Origin of the sequence: Halomonas sp. 72, from assembly GCF_052379785.1 — a bacterium.
GTDB lineage: Bacteria > Pseudomonadota > Gammaproteobacteria > Pseudomonadales > Halomonadaceae > Vreelandella > Vreelandella citrativorans.
This window is the reverse complement of record NZ_JBQSYY010000013.1, coordinates 1-20,033: the sequence shown is the minus strand read 5'-3', so window position 1 is coordinate 20,033 and position 20,033 is coordinate 1. Positions and strand designations below refer to the sequence as shown.

The 20,033-nt window shown below is 53.7% G+C and carries 19 protein-coding genes; 9 read left to right on the top strand and 10 right to left on the bottom strand.

The features are described 5' to 3' along the window. Nucleotides 1-128 precede the first annotated feature (128 nt). Nucleotides 129-3,431 carry a mechanosensitive channel MscK gene (mscK, locus tag ACT3T6_RS12225; RefSeq protein WP_287078603.1) on the top strand — a complete coding sequence of 1,101 codons (3,303 nt, stop codon included), beginning with the start codon at nucleotides 129-131 and terminating at the stop codon, nucleotides 3,429-3,431. A gap of 7 nt (nucleotides 3,432-3,438) precedes the next feature. Here the strand turns inward: mscK and ACT3T6_RS12220 are convergent, their stop codons facing one another. Next, the gene (locus ACT3T6_RS12220; protein ID WP_193054979.1) at nucleotides 3,439-4,200 is read right to left on the bottom strand and encodes a TlyA family RNA methyltransferase; all 762 of its coding nucleotides are present in this window, start codon (nucleotides 4,198-4,200) and stop codon (nucleotides 3,439-3,441) included. A 584-nt stretch (nucleotides 4,201-4,784) separates the two neighbouring features. Here ACT3T6_RS12220 and ACT3T6_RS12215 point away from each other — a divergent pair. The 3 genes from ACT3T6_RS12215 to ACT3T6_RS12205 all read left to right on the top strand — a co-directional run bounded on the left by ACT3T6_RS12215 (nucleotide 4,785) and on the right by ACT3T6_RS12205 (nucleotide 6,565). After that, a complete protein-coding gene (locus ACT3T6_RS12215) occupies nucleotides 4,785-5,114 on the top strand; it encodes a DUF1820 family protein (protein WP_018916745.1) in 330 nt (109 codons plus the stop codon). A gap of 81 nt (nucleotides 5,115-5,195) precedes the next feature. Next, nucleotides 5,196-5,825, top strand: a complete 630-nt coding sequence (locus ACT3T6_RS12210) for a TIGR04211 family SH3 domain-containing protein (RefSeq protein ID WP_193054953.1) — start codon at nucleotides 5,196-5,198, stop codon at nucleotides 5,823-5,825. A gap of 107 nt (nucleotides 5,826-5,932) precedes the next feature. Continuing rightward, a complete protein-coding gene (locus tag ACT3T6_RS12205) occupies nucleotides 5,933-6,565 on the top strand; it encodes a thiopurine S-methyltransferase (RefSeq protein ID WP_193054952.1) in 633 nt (210 codons plus the stop codon). A gap of 26 nt (nucleotides 6,566-6,591) precedes the next feature. Here the strand turns inward: ACT3T6_RS12205 and ACT3T6_RS12200 are convergent, their stop codons facing one another. The 5 genes from ACT3T6_RS12200 to cysP all read right to left on the bottom strand — a co-directional run bounded on the left by ACT3T6_RS12200 (nucleotide 6,592) and on the right by cysP (nucleotide 11,170). Next, a complete protein-coding gene (locus tag ACT3T6_RS12200; RefSeq protein ID WP_193054951.1) occupies nucleotides 6,592-7,185 on the bottom strand; it encodes a YajG family lipoprotein in 594 nt (197 codons plus the stop codon). Between the two features lie 174 nt (nucleotides 7,186-7,359). Next, nucleotides 7,360-8,454: a sulfate/molybdate ABC transporter ATP-binding protein gene (locus ACT3T6_RS12195; protein ID WP_193054950.1), complete on the bottom strand. Its 1,095-nt coding sequence runs from the start codon at nucleotides 8,452-8,454 to the stop codon at nucleotides 7,360-7,362. Then, entirely contained in the window at nucleotides 8,451-9,278 is an 828-nt protein-coding gene (cysW, locus tag ACT3T6_RS12190) for a sulfate ABC transporter permease subunit CysW (RefSeq protein ID WP_193054949.1), read from the bottom strand. Before cysW ends, ACT3T6_RS12195 begins: the two co-directional genes overlap by 4 nt. Next, on the bottom strand, nucleotides 9,278-10,132 hold the full coding sequence (gene cysT / locus ACT3T6_RS12185; RefSeq protein ID WP_087106725.1) for a sulfate ABC transporter permease subunit CysT: 855 nt from the start codon (nucleotides 10,130-10,132) through the stop codon (nucleotides 9,278-9,280). Before cysT ends, cysW begins: the two co-directional genes overlap by 1 nt. A 27-nt stretch (nucleotides 10,133-10,159) precedes the next feature. After that, nucleotides 10,160-11,170 carry a thiosulfate ABC transporter substrate-binding protein CysP gene (cysP, locus tag ACT3T6_RS12180; protein ID WP_193054948.1) on the bottom strand — a complete coding sequence of 337 codons (1,011 nt, stop codon included), beginning with the start codon at nucleotides 11,168-11,170 and terminating at the stop codon, nucleotides 10,160-10,162. Between the two features lie 287 nt (nucleotides 11,171-11,457). Here cysP and rpe point away from each other — a divergent pair, with 287 nt between their 5' ends. After that, nucleotides 11,458-12,153 carry a ribulose-phosphate 3-epimerase gene (gene rpe, locus ACT3T6_RS12175; RefSeq protein WP_172117100.1) on the top strand — a complete coding sequence of 232 codons (696 nt, stop codon included), beginning with the start codon at nucleotides 11,458-11,460 and terminating at the stop codon, nucleotides 12,151-12,153. A gap of 5 nt (nucleotides 12,154-12,158) precedes the next feature. Here the strand turns inward: rpe and ACT3T6_RS12170 are convergent, their stop codons facing one another. Next, nucleotides 12,159-13,457: an NAD(P)/FAD-dependent oxidoreductase gene (locus ACT3T6_RS12170; RefSeq protein WP_193054947.1), complete on the bottom strand. Its 1,299-nt coding sequence runs from the start codon at nucleotides 13,455-13,457 to the stop codon at nucleotides 12,159-12,161. A 173-nt stretch (nucleotides 13,458-13,630) separates the two neighbouring features. On the opposite strand from ACT3T6_RS12170, the gene ACT3T6_RS12165 reads away from it, so the two are divergent. After that, on the top strand, nucleotides 13,631-14,299 hold the full coding sequence (locus ACT3T6_RS12165; protein ID WP_193054946.1) for a phosphoglycolate phosphatase: 669 nt from the start codon (nucleotides 13,631-13,633) through the stop codon (nucleotides 14,297-14,299). A 25-nt stretch (nucleotides 14,300-14,324) separates the two neighbouring features. On the opposite strand, the gene ACT3T6_RS12160 is transcribed toward ACT3T6_RS12165, so the two are convergent. Beyond that, a complete protein-coding gene (locus ACT3T6_RS12160) occupies nucleotides 14,325-15,239 on the bottom strand; it encodes a metal ABC transporter solute-binding protein, Zn/Mn family (protein ID WP_193054945.1) in 915 nt (304 codons plus the stop codon). Between the two features lie 461 nt (nucleotides 15,240-15,700). After that, on the bottom strand, nucleotides 15,701-15,898 hold the full coding sequence (locus ACT3T6_RS12155; RefSeq protein WP_087106715.1) for a hypothetical protein: 198 nt from the start codon (nucleotides 15,896-15,898) through the stop codon (nucleotides 15,701-15,703). A 264-nt stretch (nucleotides 15,899-16,162) separates the two neighbouring features. Between ACT3T6_RS12155 and ACT3T6_RS12150 the strand changes: the two genes are divergently transcribed. Genes ACT3T6_RS12150 through trpC form a run of 3 tightly spaced genes read left to right on the top strand, consistent with a single transcriptional unit; the run spans nucleotide 16,163 to nucleotide 18,622 of the window. Further along, nucleotides 16,163-16,753, top strand: coding sequence for an anthranilate synthase component II (locus tag ACT3T6_RS12150; RefSeq protein ID WP_226912228.1), 591 nt, complete (start codon nucleotides 16,163-16,165; stop codon nucleotides 16,751-16,753). A 36-nt stretch (nucleotides 16,754-16,789) separates the two neighbouring features. Then, nucleotides 16,790-17,809, top strand: coding sequence for an anthranilate phosphoribosyltransferase (trpD, locus tag ACT3T6_RS12145; protein ID WP_172117095.1), 1,020 nt, complete (start codon nucleotides 16,790-16,792; stop codon nucleotides 17,807-17,809). A gap of 9 nt (nucleotides 17,810-17,818) precedes the next feature. Further along, nucleotides 17,819-18,622: an indole-3-glycerol phosphate synthase TrpC gene (trpC, locus tag ACT3T6_RS12140; protein WP_193054944.1), complete on the top strand. Its 804-nt coding sequence runs from the start codon at nucleotides 17,819-17,821 to the stop codon at nucleotides 18,620-18,622. Between the two features lie 6 nt (nucleotides 18,623-18,628). On the opposite strand, the gene ACT3T6_RS12135 is transcribed toward trpC, so the two are convergent. Further along, on the bottom strand, nucleotides 18,629-20,033 hold a 1,405-nt coding region (locus tag ACT3T6_RS12135), incomplete at its 5' end, for a (Fe-S)-binding protein (RefSeq protein ID WP_444625951.1).

The window sequence follows — 20,033 nt, the reverse complement described above, 5'->3', positions numbered from 1 at the left end:
AGTCAACCTCTTCGTTGCGCAGGTCAATGGAACCCCTGACAATGGCTGGTATTTAATTTTTACCACTATCTTTTTTTTCTGAGGGTATATCAACCGTGGTTAGATGTATCTGTAATTATACCTTGAAGGTGCTATTGGCGCTTTATTTGATGACGGTGTGCGTTAGCGTTCAGGGCGCCTTTGACGTTGATCAAGTACCCTCACAAGAGACAATAGCGGCGCGCTTGGCAGCGCTCGATTCAGTAGACAGTGAGCTAACCGCGCAGCAGGTTAGCGAGCAGACCAATTTAAGGGCCGCGCTGGAAATTTACCAACGTTTGGATGCTAATGATGAACGTTTAAAGGTACTTAACCAGCGGGTTGATGAGGCGCCTGAACAGTTGTACCAGTTAGAGCTTGCGTTGGGTGAGGTGGAGGAGAGTTTTCAGCAGTTAACTGCCCAAACATTCGCCGATATGTCGTTGGACGATTTAACGTCACAGCAGGCAGATGCTGTCCTTGAACTGCAGCAGCTGCAAGGGGAATTGACCGATGTGAACTCGCAGTTACTGGCCTCGATTACGTTACCCGAGCGAGCCCAGCAGGCAATCTCCAATGCCCTGCAACGTGCTGAAACGCTACGCCGCGAGTACGATGATCGCGAAGCGCTATTAACGGATAGCCAGCTCTCACTCTCAAAGGATGCGCAGCTCATACAGCTTGGCTTGGCACGACTCTTGGCGGAACGAGATGCCGCTTATAACCAACGAGAGTTAAGTGTTAATAGCCGATTGCGTGAACTCGCGCAACAACGGCGCGACCTCTTTTCGTTGCAAATTGATTACCAGGAAAAGCGTTTGGGTTTACTTGAGGATGCCATTGACCTTCAGCGTACCCTTGAGTCTGAGCAAGTGGCGGCCGAGGCCATCGTGGATAATTCGCTTTTGGCTGAGGGCAACCCTGTCATACTTGATGCCCAGCAAGTTAATCAACGCATAAGCCAGGAACTGCTGCAGGCAACTGACCGCAGCAATACTATCTTGCGTGAGAATTTTGAGGCGCAGCGTGATCTGGACTATGTACTCCAATTGCAGCGTAGCCTCAATGAACAGATTGATGCCATGCGTGGGAGTCATTTGTTATCACTTATTTTAAATGAGCAGCGCCAATCATTGCCTACGCCAGTTCCGCATCGACATTTGCAGGATGAAATTGCGGATCTTCGATTGAGACAGTTTGATTTAACCCGCCAGAGTGACCATTTGCGCCACGGCAGACGGTTAGCCATTCAGCGCGTGGAGGAGGCAGGCCTTGAGGCAACCCCAAGTGTGATCGACGCATTGAACCAGATTTATAGAGAGCGTCGTGAGCTGGTAGAGCAGTTGGAGCAATCCTACAGCAGCCTTTTAAGTTCTGCGATTGAGCTACAGCTTAATCAGAAGCAGCTGCTCACCACGACACGCGAGCTACGTACCACCATTTATGAGCAGTTATTTTGGGTCGCTAACAGTCAGCCTGTGGATATTAACTGGCTGCGCCAGTTGCCCAACAACATTCGCCTGGAGTGGCGAGAAGGCGAGTGGCGAGTCATTTTTTCAAACCACTGGCAGGCGCTTTCCTGGAAAATAGTGTTTGGGCTGCCATGGATGCTACTTGGCCTGTTGCTCATCGGGTTACGCGCGCGGATAAAAGAGCGCTTGGCGACTATCCATTCTCAGATTGGTCGTTTAAAAAGCGATACTCAGTTACACACACCAAAAGCAGTGCTGTTAAACGCGCTATTGGCTATTCCGGGGCCGTTGATGCTAGCCGGTGTTGGAGTAGGGCTTCGCGAAACAGACGATGCATTAACCCACAGTATTGCGCCTGCGTTAATGCAGCTCGCGTTAAGCTGGGGGGTGGTCGCGTGGGGGCGACGTTTGCTCGCACCTGATGGCGTTGCCGAACGGCACTTTACCTGGCCTGCTCGTTATAACGCCCAGATTCGTAAGCTATTACGTTGGCTGGGGTTTGCGCTGGTGCCGGTGATAGCGATTGCGACAATATCGGGGCAGGTGCAAGCACCTCTAGCCTTGCGTCCTATTGCACTGGGCCTGATGGTCGCGGGGCTGTTAGCCATGAGCTGGTGGCTAACGAAGCTGATTTTGGCACATGTTCCTTTTTTTGGGCTTCGCTTATTCCGTTTGGTGCTGGGACTCGCCATGGCCGCCATCCCGCTCGTATTGGTGGGCTTGATCGTGTGGGGGTATGAATACACCGCACTGCGTTTGGCGGGGCGGTTTGCGATCACGCTTTATTTATTGGGGCTGTGGGTGGTTGTTGAGGCGACGGTAGTACGTAGTTTGGCTGTGGCCGCCAGACGCTTGGCTTACCGACGAGCGCTTGCCCGACGTGCTCAAGCGCAGGAGGAAGCTGAAGGGGGGCTTGAGGTGGTGGAAGAGCCGCCGCTGGATATGGAGAAAATCAATACTCAGTCGCTACGCCTCTCCAAGCTGATTTTATTAATCGGCTTCAGCTTACTTTTATATCTTGTCTGGTCGGATCTTTTATCCGTGGTGGGATATCTGGATCACGTTTCCCTGTGGGATTCTGGTGACGAGGATTTGATTGGCAGTGAACTGTCTGTCACGGATGTTATTACCGCGCTGCTGGTGGTCGCGGTCACCTTTATTATGGCGCGTAACCTGCCTGGCCTTTTAGAGGTAATGGTCTTGTCTCGCTTGGCACTAAAGCAGGGCAGTGCCTATGCCATCAGTTCGCTGCTCTCGTATGCGATTGTGGGTACAGGCATGCTGATTGCGCTGGCCACCCTGGGCGTTTCCTGGGACAAGTTACAGTGGCTGGTGGCGGCGCTCAGTGTGGGGCTGGGCTTTGGGTTACAGGAAATCTTTGCCAACTTCATTTCAGGTTTGATTATCCTGTTCGAACGGCCTATCCGCATTGGGGATACGATTACGCTGGGCAACTTGCACGGGACCGTGAACCGTATAAGGATACGAGCGACAACCGTTACTGACTTCGATCGCAAAGAAATTATTATTCCCAATAAAACCTTTGTGACGGATCAGCTTATTAACTGGTCTCTTTCAGATAACGTGACCAGGGTCGTGCTGACGTATGGCGTTGCGCATAACTCGGACCTGGCCAAAGTGCATCAGCTTTTACGCCAAGCGGCAGATGAAAACGAGCGGGTGTTGATTGACCCGGAGCCTCAGGTGTTCTGTTTGAGCTATGGCAACCATAGCTTCAATTTTGAGCTGCGCATTTTTGTTGATGACATCAAGGAGCGCTTGCCTGCGACGGATGAAATCAATTGTCGGGTAAATGAGCTGTTTCAAAAAGCAGGTGTTCGTGTGGCGTTTGAGCAGATGGATGTATGGCTGCACCGTGACCGGGGGGAGTCGGTCAAAGTGCAGTCAATTAATAAGTTACCGCCGTCTACGCATAGTTAGGCGTATGTCAGGGGGCAGGCTTAAGGGCATGAAGAAGAAACTCCCGATTACCGTCTCCTCCGGTAATCGGGCTCTCTTGCCAGTGCTGCACCGCTAACCCACAAGCGTCACAGGCCTTGCGAATCTTTTCTTCCACTGTGTGGTAGTCGGCCGCGCGTCGAACGATGCCCCGCTTATCCAGCGCTCCAGGGGTGAGTTCAAACTGAGGTTTAACCAACGAAATTAGCTCTCCTCCTGTTGGCAGCAGTGCGGCGATCTCCGGCAAAATCAGGGTCTGAGAAATAAAGGAGACGTCCATCACTGCGGTATCAATAGGAGTCGCGGTAATCGCTTCTTGCAGTGCTACGGATGAACTCATGTGCCTGGCGTTAAGGCCTTCGAGGCACATAACACGCGGGTGGGTACGTAGCGATTCCGCGAGCTGGCTATGGCCAACTTCTACGCCAATCACGTGGCGTGCGCCAAAGTGCAACGCGCAATCGGTAAAGCCCCCCGTGGACTGTCCTACATCCAAAATGACATGGTCATCCAGGCGCTTATTTAAAACCGTTAATACGCTTTCAAGTTTTAAACCGGCGCGAGAGACATAACGCTCCTCAGGGTCGTCGTCGACCAATAGCGGTGTATCCTCAGGCCACTTTTCAGAGGGTTTGGTAAGCACGCGCGAAGGCGCCTCTAAACGCACACGCCCATGGCGAATAAGCCGCTGGGCACGTGTACGCGAACTGGCTAACCCTTGGCTGACCAGTAGTTGATCGAGTCTTAACATTGATGACATGGTTAATTAAACACGTGGCTATAACGGGTTAAGTGGCGAGTGAGACCCTTCAAGGGCCTGTAACTCGGTATCGGGCAAGCGAGAGGCTCCCCAACTGCGATATAAAGACTGTTTGACGCTATCAAGCTCTTCATTCGATACCTGTGGTACTCACAATAGCGCCATTATGAGGCGTCACAATGACTCCTTGTCCCGGTGGTCACGGGGATTATACATAGAAGTCGAGGCCTTCCTGTCGTTTTAGAAGGTCGCGCAGGGGATGGGCATCATCGCCTTTAAAATAAATCAGCCCCCAGTGGGTGCCAAAGGCGGTGCGGATAACGGGTGCCCCAAGCGGCCTGCTTTATCGTGGGCCTCTTCTTTTGCATGACCGTTACTCCTGTAGGGTGAGAGTATTCCCATTCGCTCTCTTCACCCTACACGACGCCCGCTATATCGGCTAATGAGTAGATCGTAGAGTGGGCAGTTAGCGTTTATTAACGCATTGAGTCAGGTCAGCTAAGGCTCTGCTGATAGGGTTATGGTACGCTAGGCCGGAAAATTTTATGTTCATAGGGCAAGAGGGATAGGCCAAAATGGCGGCCAAGCCGATTTATCGAGTAGTGGTTCACCAACAGGGTGAAATTTGGGATTTATACGTTCGAGAAATATTTCAAAGCGAACTCTGGGGCTTTATTGAAGTCGAGGAGTTTGTCTTTGACGACGCGTCACGGGTAGTTGTTGATCCTGCAACTGAAAAATTGCAGCGAACCTTCGAGGGTGTCAAACGTAGTTACCTGCCTCTTAATGCGATTGTGCGTATTGATGAGGTGGAGCGTGAAGGCCCTTTGAAGGCAGTAAAAAGCGATGCCCGCGTTGCTGAGTTTCCTCGTCCCTTCCCCCTACCACCACGTAGCGAAGGATAAGCGCTCAAGACAGGCGCGACGCTGTAAGCGCTGGTGGCCTCGTCCGCTATGCAGCGTTTTTTTTAATCAGGACATGACGTTATGCAAGCAGATAAATTTCGTTTCTCTTATATCGCGGCCGGTGTTTTATTAAGTGTGGCCAGCGCACAAGCAATGGCACAAACCGACGGTCAAGCGTGGGTGAGCGATGAGTTGAGCACTTACGTGCGCAGCGGGCCTACGGATGGATACCGCATTATTGGCACGTTAAATGCCGGTGAGCAGGTAGAGGTACTGGAAGAGAGCGGTGATTACACCCGGGTGCGCGGCCAAAGCGGCGACACCGTGTGGGTATTGACGAACGAAATCCAGGAAACGCCTAGTGCTCGCGAGCAGTTGCCGGTGCTCCAGGCCCGGGTCGATGAGCTCACCGCAGAGCTTGATGGTATTAACGATACCTGGGAGCAGCGCACCTCCTCGACGACAGAGACGCTTGAACTGCGCGAGCAGCGCATTGCTGACCTTGAAGCGCGCAATAACGAGCTTGATAACGAGGCCGAGCAGTCGCGCCAGCAGGTGCGCGCGCTCCAGGCTCGGCTGGATACCCAGGAAGAAGACCTGTTAATGCGCTACTTCATGTATGGCGGCGGTGTGGCGGGTGCCGGGCTGTTAGTGGGGCTTATCGTTCCGCACTTGCCGCGTCGGCGTAAAAAGCGTGATCGCTGGTTCTAGGTTCCGGGTTTTAAGCTTCAGGTTTTAAACTCCAGGTTTTAAGTTCTAGGTTCTCAGCATCAGGACCTGTTTTTTAGGTTCTGGATTCAAGGGTAAAAGGGCGTCTAATGAGCACTTCCTGGCGGCAGCGCTGGCAAGAGGGTCGGATTGGTTTTCATCTGTCTCAGCCGCATCCAGCGCTGCTTGAGTACTGGCCCACATTGGGCGTTGAGCAGGGCACTAAAGTGCTGGTGCCCTTGTGTGGTAAAAGCCTGGACATGCGCTGGTTGGCTGATGCGGGACATCCGGTGCTAGGCATTGAGTTGGCGCCTGAGGCAATAGCGCAATTCCTGGCCCAACGCCAGACGCCTGTATCGCGCTATACCCAAGCAGGGTTTGAAATATCACGTCAAGGTAGTGTGGAACTCTGGTGTGGGGATTTTTTTCATTTGCACATACGCCAAGCTGCCGAAGTAGGCGCGTTTTATGATCGTGCAGCACTGATTGCGTTACCGCCTGCCACGCGCGAGCGCTATGCATTCCACTTGGCCCAGCTGGTTCCGCCCGGAGCCGCTGGGCTGTTGGTGAGCATAACGCACGAGGATGAGGGTGCGGGCCCACCGTATAGCGTGCCTGACCAGGAAGTGACTCAACTGTTCACACCCAATTTTCGCGTCACGCTGCTTGAGCAAGGAAGCCCCGATGAACGGGGCCGAACGGAGTCTGTCTGGTCATTAGAGCGGCGCGGACCACACAAATAGCGCGGTATCAGCGTGCTCAATGTATATCAGCGGGCGAGTAGCTGACCAAGCTCTGGGTCGTTGAAGGCCCGGTTAAGGCCGTCGCTGAGCAGGTCATTCAGCATACGTGTATTAGCGTCTTCACCCGGCCTAACGGCATAGCCTTGTGTGCGGCGCGAGGTGTAGGTGCCGGTATACGTGGTGCCTTTATTCTGGGCAATGGCCCGGAAAACACCCTCAATACGCGCCTCGTCTACCAAAGGCTGACCGCTGTCGCCACGCCCATACTGTAGGCTAACAAGCTCCAGGGTAAGGGTAGGTCGGCCTTGGGCCTGCTCGGTGGTGGGGTTAAAGCCCATATCGTGAACCGCACGCTCGGCTTCTGCTTGCAGTTGGGGAATCAGTTCATGGCTGCTAACGGTAATCTGAGCCGTTGACATACTGCCGCCAGCCCTTGTACCAATAACCTCGCTTTCTCGAGCATCAACGGCGACGACCGTGACGTGTTGGCCTGACCCGGCTTGCGGCACATTCGTACTACGCTCCGGGCTAAGCTGAAGGTATTGAGGCCCTGAGCAGCCTGCTAACCAGAGGCCTGCCAACAGCACTCCTGAAAGACGTAAAAAATGGCGCCGAAGCATATTTTATTCCCCGCAGTAACGGTTTGTTCCAATAACTGGTTCTAATAACCTGTTTCAGATAGTTTGTTTCAAAGCACTTGTTTCAAAGAGCTGGTTTCACAGAGCTCTCTGAATAACTATGCCGCTGTTATGCGCAAAACGCCAGCAGGATAAAGGGTGGGCGCTGTTGGCTAGTTAAGCGGCTCGTGCCTGTTTTGCTGAGTCCGTTACCCCGTCTTTAAACCGGTGCCACTGGCGCGGGTGGGCATAAAGGCGTTGCCCGCGCTTCATCGCTAAACGTTCAAAATCCGCATGACGCACGGTCGCAAGCCAGGGCTTCTCCAGCCAGTCAGCTTCCAGCTCTACACGCACTTCGGCACCTACGGGGGAGATCGCCGTTATCACTACCGGTAGATGGCAGGTGTCGCTGGGCTGTTCTGCCAGGCGTACCTCGTGAGGGCGCAAAAGCAGTTCTTCGCTACCTTCGGGTAGGTCAACGTGCAAATAGGCATCGCCGCAGGTCAAAATGCCATTACGAACGCTGCCTTCCAAGTGGTTGACGTCACCCAAAAACTCGAAGACAAAGCGATTTTTTGGCGAATGATAGAGTGTGTCCGGAGCATCAATTTGCTCAATGCGCCCGTTGCTCATCACCACGACCCGGTCGGAAAGCTCCAGCGCTTCTTCCTGGTCATGGGTAACAAAAACGCTGGTAAAGTTCAGCTCGCTGTGTAGGCGACGAAGCCAGCGGCGTAAGTCCTGGCGTACCTTGGCATCCAGCGCGCCAAACGGCTCATCAAGTAGCAGTACGTCGGGTTTTACCGCTAACGCACGGGCGAGAGAAACACGCTGCTGCTGGCCGCCTGAAAGCTGGGCGGGGTAACGCTTGGCCAGGTGTTCAAGCTGAACCATTTCAAGCAGGCGAAACACGCGTGCGCGAATTTCACCGCTGGAAGGGCGCTCTTTTTTGGCCATCACCGTCAAGCCAAACGCGACGTTATCGTAAACGCTCATATGACGAAACAGCGCATAGTGCTGAAATACGAAGCCGATACGCCGGTCGCGCACATGCACATTTGTGACATCGCGTTCGCCGAACATGATCCTGGCCGACTGGGTAGCGTGGTCAGCACTTTCAAGGCCAGCAATAATCCGCAAAAGCGTGGTCTTGCCCGACCCCGAGGGCCCCAGAAGGCCGACTAATTCGCCCTCATGGATATCCAGATTGACAGGTTCAAGGGCCTGCGTGTTGCCAAAGTGTTTTGCAATATTTTCTAAGCGAATGCTCATAAGAGCGCCTCCCGGCGCGATGCGCGCCATTCCAGGCTAGCCTTGGCCGCCAGGGTAAGCAGGGCAATCAGTGCTAACAGTGCCGCGCATGCAAATGCACCAACCGCATTGTAGTCCTGGTAAAGCTGTTCAAGGTGAAGAGGAAGTGTATTGGTTTGACCACGTATCGAGCCTGAGACTACCGATACTGCGCCAAATTCACCGACGGCGCGGGCGTTGGTTAAAATAATCCCGTAAAGCAGTGCCCAGCGGATATTCGGCAGTGTGACTCGCCAAAAGGTTGCCCACCCTTTGGCTCCTAGCGTGGCGGCTGCCTCTTCCTCACGCGAGCCCTGCGCCTGCATCAGCGGAATCAGCTCGCGGGCAACGAAGGGACAGGTAACAAACACGGTCACCATCAAAATTCCAGGCCAGGCAAACATCAGCTGAATATCATGGCCATCCAGCCAACTGCCGATCCACCCATTGCGGCCGTAAAGCAGCAGGTAAATAAGCCCGGCAACAACAGGGGAAACGGCAAAGGGGATATCAATCAAGGTTTGCAGAATGCGTCGACCTGGAAAGCTAAACCGCGTAACAAGCCACGCCAGGGCCACGCCAAACACCAGACAGATAGGAATGGTGAGTAGGGCGATGACCAGCGTTAGACCAATCGCATGCAGGGTAAAGTAATTGCTTACATTGACCCAGAAAGTCGCAACGCCCTGAGAAAAGGCCTGAGCGAAAATGGCGACAAGCGGCAGCAATAAAAACAGTGCCGAAAGGATTAACGCCGCGCCAATTAACAGGCGCTTGACGCCCGGTGCATCACCAATCCTACGCATTATCCCTTACCTCCATGCAGGCGGCGGACAAAACGGCCTTGCCAAATGTTGATGGCAAGCAGCAGCGCGAGCGAAACAAACAGCACCACGGAGGCCACTGCGGAGGCGCCTGCGTAGTCATACTCCTGCAGCTTGACGAAGATCATTAACGCGGTAATTTCCGTTTCGTAGGGCATATTGCCTGCGATAAAGATAATCGCGCCAAACTCGCCAAGCGAGCGCACAAACGCAAGGCCTGTTCCTGTCACCAGAGCGGGCCATAAGTGCGGCATGATCACCCGGCGAAAGGCCACCCAGTCGGTTGCGCCCAGAGACATGGCGGCTTCGTCAACCTCAGCGGGTAAGTCTTCCAGTACGGGCTGCACGGTGCGTACCACAAACGGGATACTGGTAAATGCCATGGCCAGCGCGATACCGACCCAGGTGTAGGCCACTTGAAGCCCCAAAGGCTCAAGCAGGCGCCCCATCCAGCCACTGCTGGCATAGAGAGTGGCCAGCGTAATGCCCGCCACCGCTGTGGGGAGAGCAAACGGCAGGTCCATTAAAGCATCCAGCAGTCGCTTGCCGGGAAACTCGTAGCGCACCAATACCCAAGCGAGTAGCAGACCGAAGACCGCATTAATTAATGCTGCCACCGCCGCTGCGCCCATGGTGACCATATAGCTTGCGACCACTCGGCCTTCGGTAATAATTGACCAGTATTGGGCAAGGCTTAGCTCGGCAAGCTGCCCGAAAAGCCCAGTGATAGGTAGTACCAGCACCAACGAGATAAACAGCACGCTGATGCCCATTGAAAGGCCAAAACCCGGCAGCACTCGCGTGCTGCCGGTTAGTCGTAAAGCGCGTTGATTCATAATGTTTTGATAACGACTGATGTCCTGTTAACGGCGCTGTAGTTGATCGAGCAGCGCGCCACCCTCGAAGTGCGTTTCCATTACTTCGTCCCAGCTACCAAATACGTCTTCTACGCTGAACAGCTCAGTTTCCGGGAAGTGGTCGGAAAACTCTTCAACCACGGTTTCGTTATGTACGCGATAGTTAAAGTTCGCCAGCAGTCGCTGGGCATCTTCAGTGTAGAGATACTCAAGATATCCCTGCGCTAAATCGGTATTGCCGTTGCGCTCAGCATTTTCAGTAACGACCGCGACGGGGAATTCGGCTAAAACGCTCATGGGAGGAACGACCACTTCGTAGTCGTCGCTGCCATACTCCTGGCGAATGTTATTCACTTCGGATTCAAAACTGATCAGCACATCACCGATACCGCGCTCTATAAAGCTGGTGGTCGCGCCGCGGCCACCAGTGTCAAAAACGGCCACATTGCCCAAGAACGTGCGCATAAAATCTTGGATCTGCTCTTCATCACCGTCAAATTCCTTGTCGGCGAATCCCCATGCCGCTAAATAGGTGTAGCGCGCATTACCGGACGTTTTTGGATTAGGGAAGACGACTTGAACATCTTCTTTTACCAGGTCATCCCAGTTTTCAATTCCTTTGGGGTTGTCCTTGCGAACCAGAAAGGCCGTCGTGGAGTAGTAAGGCGATGCATTGTTATCCAACGCGCTCTGCCAATCCTCATTCGCCAAGCCAGCATCCGCTAGTACCTGAACGTCGGTTACCTGGTTAAATGTGACGACGTCTGCTCGCAGACCCTGCAGGATGGCACGCGCCTGAGCAGAAGAGCCGCCGTGGGACTGGTTAACGCTGATTTGTTCGTCATTCTGTTCTTGCCACCAAGCGATAAACTCAGGGTTGATCGCGCTAAATAGCTCGCGCCCAATATCGTAGGAGGAATTAAGCATTTCGCGCTCTTGCGCCATGACAGGGCTAGCGATGCTAGCGCCTAGCGTAATGGCAAGCAGGCTGCGACGGAAAAAGAGTGGCAGAGACATGGCTAGCTCCTTCTTAAAGCGGTAAACGATATAGATCGCAATTGGCATAAGATTAAACCTGACATTGTGGAATTACAATTGCGATTGTTATTCTTTTTGGAAATAACGGTGTGCCTGATTGATAAAGGGGGCAGACACATGGTTGGAAATGATTAACTGCAATGGGTAGCCAAAACCGCGCCGTTTTTTCAATTGCTCTGTTAAAATGCCCTTTATCCAAGGGCATCACCAGGTTGTCGCTGCGCCACTTGGTAATCCCTCATTTCAATGGCTAGTCAGGAGTGCCCATGACCGCTGCGCATGATTTTTTAATTGCCCCTTCTATTCTCTCCGCTGATTTTGCACGACTAGGGGAGGAAGTGGATAACGTGCTGGCCGCGGGCGCTGATATTGTCCACTTTGATGTAATGGACAACCATTACGTACCGAACCTGACGATTGGTCCCATGGTATGTAAAGCATTGCGACATCATGGTGTGACGGCGCCTATTGATGTCCATTTGATGGTGAAGCCGGTTGATCGCATGATTAGCGATTTTATTGAGGCAGGGGCCAGCTATATTACGTTTCACCCGGAAGCGTCTGAGCATGTCGATCGCTCGCTTCAGTTGATTCGTGATGGTGGCTGCAAGGCAGGGCTGGTATTTAATCCGGCAACGCCGCTCTCTTATCTTGACTATGTGATGGATAAGGTCGATATGGTGCTTCTAATGAGCGTTAACCCAGGGTTTGGTGGCCAGTCGTTTATTCCTGGCACACTGGATAAACTGCGCGAGGCGCGTGCTCGTATTGATGCATCCGGTAAAGCGATTCGTTTGGAAATTGACGGCGGCGTAAAAGCCGACAATATTGCCGAGATCGCAGCGGCAGGGGCGGATACCTTTGTGGCAGGCTCCGCTATTTTTAACGCGCATCAGGCCAGCGACCCACACGGCTATGACTCGGTTATCAAGAAAATGCGTGCGGCGCTGGCCAAGGTTTAAGACGCTTAATGTAGCTTCATGCGAGGCCTGAGGTAGCGGTTAATCTTATCGACTAGCCACGTAAGTCCGGTTTTCGGGACGCCATGGATCGACACTTGATGCATGCGATAAAGCGATGCGTAGCACTGGCGAGCAAACCAGCCTTCTAAAAAGAGGCCACGCGACGCTGAGCTGCGCATCAGATTACCCACCGCGTCGTAGCGTGCCAGCGAAACAAGCGAGCCGTGGTCGCGGTAGTGAAATTCGTTAAGTGCTTTGCCTTCCAGCAAATGGTTGATATTTTTGGCTAGCAGTTTCGCCTGCTGATGAGCCGCTTGAGCGCGTGGAGGTACGGTGCCATCTTCACCCTGCGGGCAGCTGGCGCAATCACCCAAGGCAAAAATGCTGGGGTCATCAACACTCTGCAGTGTTTTTTCAACGTTAATCTGATTTTTCTTGTTGGTTGAAAGCCCCAGTTTGGTTAAAAACTCGGGGGCTTTAATGCCTGCCGCCCATACGTTTAAGTCGGTTTCAATGGTGTCGCCGTCGGCTGTAATGAGTTGGTTGGCGTGGGCTTCTTTAATCGCCGTGCCGATATGCACCGTTACGCCCATTGTCTCCAGTTCTTGTTGCACGGTCTGGCTAATACGTTCGGAAAGGCCAGGCAGTAGTCGAGGGGCCGCTTCAAGGATATGCACGCTAATTTGCTGATGGTCCAGCGCGGTTACCCCATAAGCGTTAAGTAAGCGCGAAGCGTCGAAAAGCTCGGCAGCAAGCTCGACCCCTGTGGCGCCTCCGCCCACAATGCCGATGGTCAGCATGGTATGCTGACGTAATGAGGGGTCGGTATAGCGCAAAAACGTATTGATCATCTCTCGTTGAAACAGCTTGGCCTGCTGGGGGGAGTCGATGAAGTGGCAGTGCTCGGCCACCCCTTGAGTGCCAAAGTCGTTGGAAACGCTGCCCAAGGCGAGCACTAGGAAGTCGTATTTTAGCGCGCGCTCGGGAAGCACTTCATTGCCGTCTTCATCATAAATAGGCGATAAGTGTAGTACTTTCTGTTCGCGATCCAGGCCATGCAGTGAGCCGCGTTGGTAGCGGTAGAAATGCGCAGATGAATGCCCGCGATAATCCACCTCATCCATGCTGGAGTTTAAAACCCCCGTCGCTAACTCATGAAGCAGCGGTTTCCATACATGGGTTGCATTGCGGTCAAGCAATACAATTTCAGCGCGCTTGCGTTTTCCTAACGTATGCCCTAACCGAGTCGCAAGCGCTAAACCGCCTGCGCCGCCACCGACAATAACAATCCTGGGTATGGCCATTAGTTTCTCCTTGGCTAATCTGGCTTTAGCATAGAAGCTTCTCTCTCTTCTGACTAATGCGCTAGCGCCATGGACGCAGTAAGATGCTGAGCAATTTGGCAGGTTAAGACATTGAAAATGGTAGGCGTGTCATTGCCAATGCCTACATAAGTCAGCGTTAAGGGAGCAGGGCAGTGCACTCAATACTCACGGGAAAACGATTAGTCGCGTTCGATTTAGACGGCACGCTGGTTGATTCCGTACCTGACTTGGCCGTTGCGGTGCAGAAAATGTTAGGCGAGCTTAATTTGCCCACACCTGACGGTATTCAGGTGCGCGACTGGGTGGGCAATGGTGCGCCGATCCTGGTGGAGCGTGCACTTACCTGGGCGTTGGGCCGGTCTCCTGAGGAAGCGCTTCAAGCGCGCGCCTTTGATGCTTTTATGGCGTATTACGGTGCGGCACCGAATGCGTTAACGACGCTCTATCCCGGTGTAAAAACAGCACTTGAAGCGCTGCATGGCGCGGGCTTTACGCTGGTGCTCATCACCAATAAGCCAGAGCGGTTTATTGTGCCCATTCTTGATCACTTCGGGATTCGTCAATGGTTTACGCTATGGGTAGGAGGAGACACCTTGACGGAGAAGAAGCCTTCCCCCTTACCCCTTTTACATGCCGCGCAGGCGCGCCAGTTTTTGCCAAGTGAGTGCCTAATGGTCGGCGATTCTCGTCATGATATTGCCGCGGGCAAGGCAGCCGGGTTTGCCACCCTCGCACTGCCTTATGGCTATAACCATGGCGATCCTATTGAACTCAGCCAGCCTGATTGTGTGATGGCGTCGCTGCTGGCGCTTGTCACTTAAGATTGACTGACTGGCTGCAAAAAGGCTATTCCGGGCGAGCGCCACCTAATGCACCATGAATAAGCTCGGCGTTATAGTGCAGCATGGCGGGGTAGTCATCGGCTTGATCGTCTTGTGAGCTAAACGAGTCAATATAGAGCGGGCCAGCCAGTGAGATGCCGGTGGCGCGTGACAACGCATCCATGTGGATACAGGGAACAGTGCTTTCATAAAAGAGCGCTGGGGGGCGTGTTTTGGCCAAGCATTCGTTCATCTCGGCCATTGCCCGGGCGTTACCCTGTGTTTCGTTATTCAGCCCCCAAATAGCGTCGTACTCAAAACCATAGGCGTGCGCAAAGTAGCTAAATCCGGCCTCGCTGGTCACCAGGGAGCGGTTCGTTTTGGGGATACCTTCCAAGCGCTCGTTGATGGCCTGGTCTAACGTATCCAGCGCGCGATAGGTGTCCTCCGCACGGGCATAAAACGCCCCCGCTTTTTCGGGGTAGTGCTCGGCCAGCGTTTCAGCAATCACCTTGATGTAGGCGGCCGCACCTTTCGGATCCATCCACATATGCGGGTCATTTGTGCCTTGATACTGCCCTGTAATAATAGGGAGCGGCGCAAAGTCAGCGTTTTCAGCCACGGCCTTTAGGGTAAGCGAATCATTTGCGATGGCCTCTACATGGCGTAGCCAAGGCTCTAGCCCAAAGCCGTTATAAAACATGATGTCGGCTTCTTCGATGGACAGCACATTGGGCGGCGTCAGTTCCCACGTATGGACATCCTCACCGGGGGGAACGATAACGTTTACGTCAATATCTTCGCCGGCAATGCGCTTGACCAGGTCTTCAAGTATGGAAAAAGAAGCGATAACGTTGAGTGTCGAAGCGCCTGCTAGCGGTGACACACTTACCAAAATTCCTAGCAAGAGCGTGCTTACCCAGCTCACTTGCTTTTGCATTTCACGCTCCCACTCGTTTGAAGGCTCAAGATAATAAAGACTGCTACGCTCTGTGGCTAGTTCCTCCCGGCTAAAAAAAATGGATATAAGTTGTTGTTCTTTTTGGCGTATGCATTGTGCAAACGCAATGTCGCTAGCGGTGCGGCTGTCTTTAGATAACTAACGTTAAAATAGAGTGCTGGCCAGTGTTACTTGACCATTACAACCGTTTTCGCGCTGTAATAGCAAAATATAGCCTTAACGGCGAAAGTTGCTAACAGTAGCACTTGGGAAGGCTCACTCAGGCCGATAACACCTCTGTTGTCTCCTACGCTACCCGCCAGGAAGCCGAGAGCGAGGCAAAGCGCCTCAATGAAAACTCACTTGGTTAACGGTTGAGGAAATATCGTTTCGTACCCTAACAGAAAGCCCAAAGGCTTGCTGTTAGGGGCTTGTTGTATAAGGTTATACCGTGCCTGGTATTACTTCTTTTTTTTCATAAAGGGGAGAACCTTGGCCGTGGCGTCAGCGAGCTGCTGATCAAGCGGCGTATGGTCCAGGCTGATAGCGGCTCTCGCTGCGGTATAGGTGCCTTTGTACTGCTTGGCGATCTCGCTATCGGTCATGTGGTCGGGTAGCTGTTCATTTTCTCGAATAACGTCAATGATGGCCTTATCCATGGCGCGCTCCTTTTGATCGCAATTTTGTTGAACATGCTGTTGAGCATATTGTTCAGCGTACTTTTCAGCATGCTTTCCTGCATATTTTCCAGCATAGCCCAGTGCGACGAAAACGTAACTGCGCGCAACTGTCGTGGCGATTAACCTCGTCTGGCGATACAATCCAGCACACTTACGTAAAATCGCTAGCAATGGCATACCTGGCTAATAGTCTGGGTAACGATACGCTGATTGCCATGCAATAATTAAGGTAATCAATAGGCTATGCCGAAAAAAGTCTTGATGTTGGACAATTACGACAGCTTCACTTTTAACATTGTCCAATACTTGAATGAATTGGGTGCAGAGGTGGTAACGCACCGAAACGATGCCATTACCCTTGAACAGATTGAAGCCCTGGCGCCTACGCATCTGGTTATTTCCCCGGGGCCATGCACACCCAACGAATCGGGGGTTTCAATGGCCGCTATTCGTCACTTTGCCGGTAAACTGCCTATATTGGGTGTTTGTTTGGGGCATCAGGCGATTGGTCAGGTATACGGTGCTCGGGTGGTCCGTGCACCCCAGGTGATGCATGGTAAAACATCGGCTGTTTTACATACCCATCAGGGCGTTTTTGACGGGTTGGATAACCCCCTCGAAGTAACCCGTTATCACTCGTTAGTGGTGGAAAGGGAAACGCTCCCCAACTGCCTGGAAATAACGGCCTGGACAATAGACAATGACGTGACGCCTGGTTTGATCATGGGACTGCGCCATAGCACACTGGATGTAGAAGGGGTGCAATTTCACCCTGAATCAATACTGACTCGCCAAGGCCATGAGCTATTGGCAAATTTTTTAAAACGTGGCTGATTGCCTGGTTCACACGCTTTAGAGGCTCCTCTGTTCATGCAAATGCGAGATGCAATTAATGCGGTGATACACCGTGAAGACCTCCCTTTTGACGTTATGCATGCCCTGATGCGCCAGATAATGACGGGTGAAGCGTCCGATGCTCAAGTAGGCGGCTTATTGGTCGGGCTTGCCATGAAAGGGGAGAGCGCGGTGGAAATTAGCGCTGCCGCCCAGGTCATGCGCGATTTAATGCGCCGTGTTGAGCTAAACGCTGAAAATGTCGTGGATATCGTGGGTACCGGCGGCGATGGCGCTAATCTATTTAACGTATCCACCGCGTCCAGCTTTGTGGCTGCAGCGGCGGGTGCGCATGTCGCAAAGCACGGTAATCGCAGCGTATCGTCGTCTTCCGGCAGCGCCGATCTTTTTGATATTGCCGGTATTTACCTCGATCTTAAGCCTCAGCAGGTCGCCCGTTGTATTGAGCAGGTGGGGGTTGGCTTTATGTTTGCGCCGAATCACCACCCGGCGATGCGTTATGCCATTGGCCCGCGCCGTGAGATGGGCGTGCGCACGCTCTTCAATATTCTGGGCCCGCTGACTAACCCTGCTGGGGCGCCCAACCAGGTGGTCGGTGTGTACTCGCCAGAACTGGTGCCGCTGATGGCCGAAGTGCTTAAAAAGCTGGGCAGCCGCCATGTCATGGTGGTTCATTCAGAAGATGGTTTAGACGAAATATCGCTGGCAGCTTCTACGCAAGTGGCGGAGCTTAAAGAGGGCGAGATTACTCAGTACACGGTTTCCCCTGAAGCGTTTGGCATTGAGCGCCAGAGCCTGGCAACGCTGAAGGCCGCTAACGCAGAAGATAGCCTGCGGTTGGTAAAGGCGGCATTGAGCGGTGAAGGCCCCGCATCCGACATGGTGGCCTTGAACGCAGGTGCCGCCCTTTACTGTGCGGGTGTGGCTGACAGCCTGAAAGAGGGCGTTCTGATCGCTCAGGACGCTCAGGGGTCTAAACTGCCGCTTGAGAAGCTCAGAGAGCTTTCACACTTCACCAGCGTTTTCAAAGAGTAAGTGACCGCTATGAACCAACAGGCAACACCCACTATTTTGACGCGAATTCTTGCCCGCAAGGATGAGGAAGTCGCCGAGCGCCAGCAGGCGGTATCCGAGACGGATTTGCTCGCGCTTGCCAAGCAGCAGAGTGCTCCGCGCGGGTTCATCAACGCGCTTAATCAGCGTATTGCGGTCGGTGACCCGGCGATTATTGCAGAAGTTAAAAAGGCGTCGCCCTCCAAAGGCGTCATTCGAGAAGAGTTTCATCCGGCGGATATCGCCAAAAGCTACGCTCAAGGTGGTGCAGCCTGCTTGTCCGTACTGACCGATGCGGACTTTTTCCAGGGACATGAAGACTATTTGATCGTCTCGCGGGACGTCTGCGAGCTGCCGGTTATTCGCAAAGACTTTATTACCCACGGTTACCAGGTCTCTGAAGCGCGCGCCATTGGAGCCGACTGTATTTTGCTGATTGTCGCCGCACTGGATGATGCCAGGCTGCTTGACTTGCATCAGCAGGCCAATCAACTGGGAATGGATGTGTTGGTGGAAGTCCATGATGCCGATGAGCTAACGCGTGCGCTTAAGCTTGATTTGGCGTTGGTAGGCATTAACAACCGTAACCTGCACACGTTCGATACCAGCCTCAACACGACGCTGGATTTACTGGCGCATATTCCTGAAAACGTAACCGTTATTACTGAGTCGGGTATCCATACTCAGGCGGATGTTCAGTTAATGCGGGATCACCACGTTAATGGGTTTTTGGTTGGGGAGGCTTTTATGCGCCAAGCCGACCCTGGCCTGGCGCTTAAAAAGCTATTTTTCTAAGCCTTGTTAATCCTTGGGGTGTTCGCCCGCGCTGCGTAAGGCATAAAGCAAGGCTTGCAGCGGGTGGTGAAGCGTTTGTTCTGAAAAACGCTTCACCTGGCTGCGGCACGAATACCCCGTGGCCAGTAGCCTGTCGGTGTTTTCCTCTGCCTCGACCTGGGGTTGCCAGGATTGGGCGTAAATCGTTTTGGACGTTTCGGCGTTGCGCGTTTCATGGCCGTAGGTGCCGGACATTCCACAGCAGCCGGTATTAACCAACTCCAACGGTAGGCCAAATGCGGCAAATACTTGCTGCCACGCCTTCGGGCTTCCGGGCGCGTTGGTTTTTTCGGTGCAGTGCGAAAGCAGCTTAAAGCCAAGGGCATTGGGCGCTAGCTGTCGGGGTGCCAGGGTGGGCAGCCGGATAGCCAGCCACTCCTGTAGCATCAATACCTCGGGCACGGCGTCGGGTCCCAGCGCTTTTACGTACTCCTGGCGGTAGGTCAGGGTCATCGCCGGGTCGATCCCCACCATGGGCACCTCAAACTCGCGCAACGCCCGCAGGCGTTTCGCCTGCTTTTCGGCCGTACGCTCAAATGCGCCTAAAAAGCCCTGGACGTGTAGCGGTTTGCCGTTGGCGCTATAGGGCATCACCAACACGCGCAGGTTGAGCCGTGAGAGCAGTTCGACCACGTCCATGACCAGTTTGGCTTCAAAGTGCGTGGTGAACGCATCCTGAACCACAATCACGCTATTGGCGCGCTGCTGGTCGGTGAGCAGAGCAAGCGAGGTAGGCGTGGCTTCCGCCACGCCCCAGGCACGCAGCTGCTTTTTCACGCTGGCGCGGGAGAGCAATGGCGAGTCGCTCATGCCCACGCTACGGCGCATCAGCGTTTCCACCCAGCGCTGGCCCATCACGGCGTTATACAGCGGTGCTGCCCGGGCAAGAGTGGGCAGCATGAATTCTGTGCTGCCTATTACGTAGTCGCGCAGGGGGCGTAAATAGCGTCCGTGATACACCTCCAAGAACTGCGAACGGAACTGCGGCACGTTGACCTTGATGGGGCACTGCCCCGCGCAGGACTTGCACGCCAGGCAGCCGGCCATGGCGTCGTAGACCTGATGAGAGTAATCGTGATGCTGCTGGCGGCTGAACGTATTCGCCAGGCGTTTCGGGAAGTGTTTAACAAAGCCCCATTGGCCTTCCGCCTTTTTCTTGCGCGACTCCTCGACCACGTCGATGCCCGCCTGGGACTGCAGGCGCAGCCATTCACGCATCAGGCTGGCGCGCCCCTTGGGCGAGTGAATACGGTTGCGGGTCGCCTTCCACGACGGGCACATGGGGTCGTCCACGTCGTAGTTGTAGCAGGCGCCGTTACCGTTGCAGTACACCGCTGCGTCATAGGCCTGCCAGGCGCGCTCATCAATGGTG

Excerpts from the sequence above, each read along its gene's own strand:
- ACT3T6_RS12195 (WP_193054950.1), bottom strand. The coding sequence starts at position 8,454 with ATGAGCATTCGCTTAGAAAATATTGCAAAACACTTTGGCAACACGCAG.
- ACT3T6_RS12220 (WP_193054979.1), bottom strand. The coding sequence starts at position 4,200 with ATGTTAAGACTCGATCAACTACTGGTCAGCCAAGGGTTAGCCAGTTCG.
- cysT (WP_087106725.1), bottom strand. The coding sequence starts at position 10,132 with ATGAATCAACGCGCTTTACGACTAACCGGCAGCACGCGAGTGCTGCCG.
- ACT3T6_RS12210 (WP_193054953.1), top strand. The coding sequence starts at position 5,196 with ATGCAAGCAGATAAATTTCGTTTCTCTTATATCGCGGCCGGTGTTTTA.
- cysW (WP_193054949.1), bottom strand. The coding sequence starts at position 9,278 with ATGCGTAGGATTGGTGATGCACCGGGCGTCAAGCGCCTGTTAATTGGC.
- ACT3T6_RS12215 (WP_018916745.1), top strand. The coding sequence starts at position 4,785 with ATGGCGGCCAAGCCGATTTATCGAGTAGTGGTTCACCAACAGGGTGAA.
- ACT3T6_RS12150 (WP_226912228.1), top strand. The coding sequence starts at position 16,163 with ATGCCGAAAAAAGTCTTGATGTTGGACAATTACGACAGCTTCACTTTT.
- ACT3T6_RS12155 (WP_087106715.1), bottom strand. The coding sequence starts at position 15,898 with ATGGATAAGGCCATCATTGACGTTATTCGAGAAAATGAACAGCTACCC.
- ACT3T6_RS12160 (WP_193054945.1), bottom strand. The coding sequence starts at position 15,239 with ATGCAAAAGCAAGTGAGCTGGGTAAGCACGCTCTTGCTAGGAATTTTG.
- cysP (WP_193054948.1), bottom strand. The coding sequence starts at position 11,170 with ATGTCTCTGCCACTCTTTTTCCGTCGCAGCCTGCTTGCCATTACGCTA.
- trpD (WP_172117095.1), top strand. The coding sequence starts at position 16,790 with ATGCAAATGCGAGATGCAATTAATGCGGTGATACACCGTGAAGACCTC.
- rpe (WP_172117100.1), top strand. The coding sequence starts at position 11,458 with ATGACCGCTGCGCATGATTTTTTAATTGCCCCTTCTATTCTCTCCGCT.
- ACT3T6_RS12205 (WP_193054952.1), top strand. The coding sequence starts at position 5,933 with ATGAGCACTTCCTGGCGGCAGCGCTGGCAAGAGGGTCGGATTGGTTTT.
- ACT3T6_RS12200 (WP_193054951.1), bottom strand. The coding sequence starts at position 7,185 with ATGCTTCGGCGCCATTTTTTACGTCTTTCAGGAGTGCTGTTGGCAGGC.
- trpC (WP_193054944.1), top strand. The coding sequence starts at position 17,819 with ATGAACCAACAGGCAACACCCACTATTTTGACGCGAATTCTTGCCCGC.
- ACT3T6_RS12170 (WP_193054947.1), bottom strand. The coding sequence starts at position 13,457 with ATGGCCATACCCAGGATTGTTATTGTCGGTGGCGGCGCAGGCGGTTTA.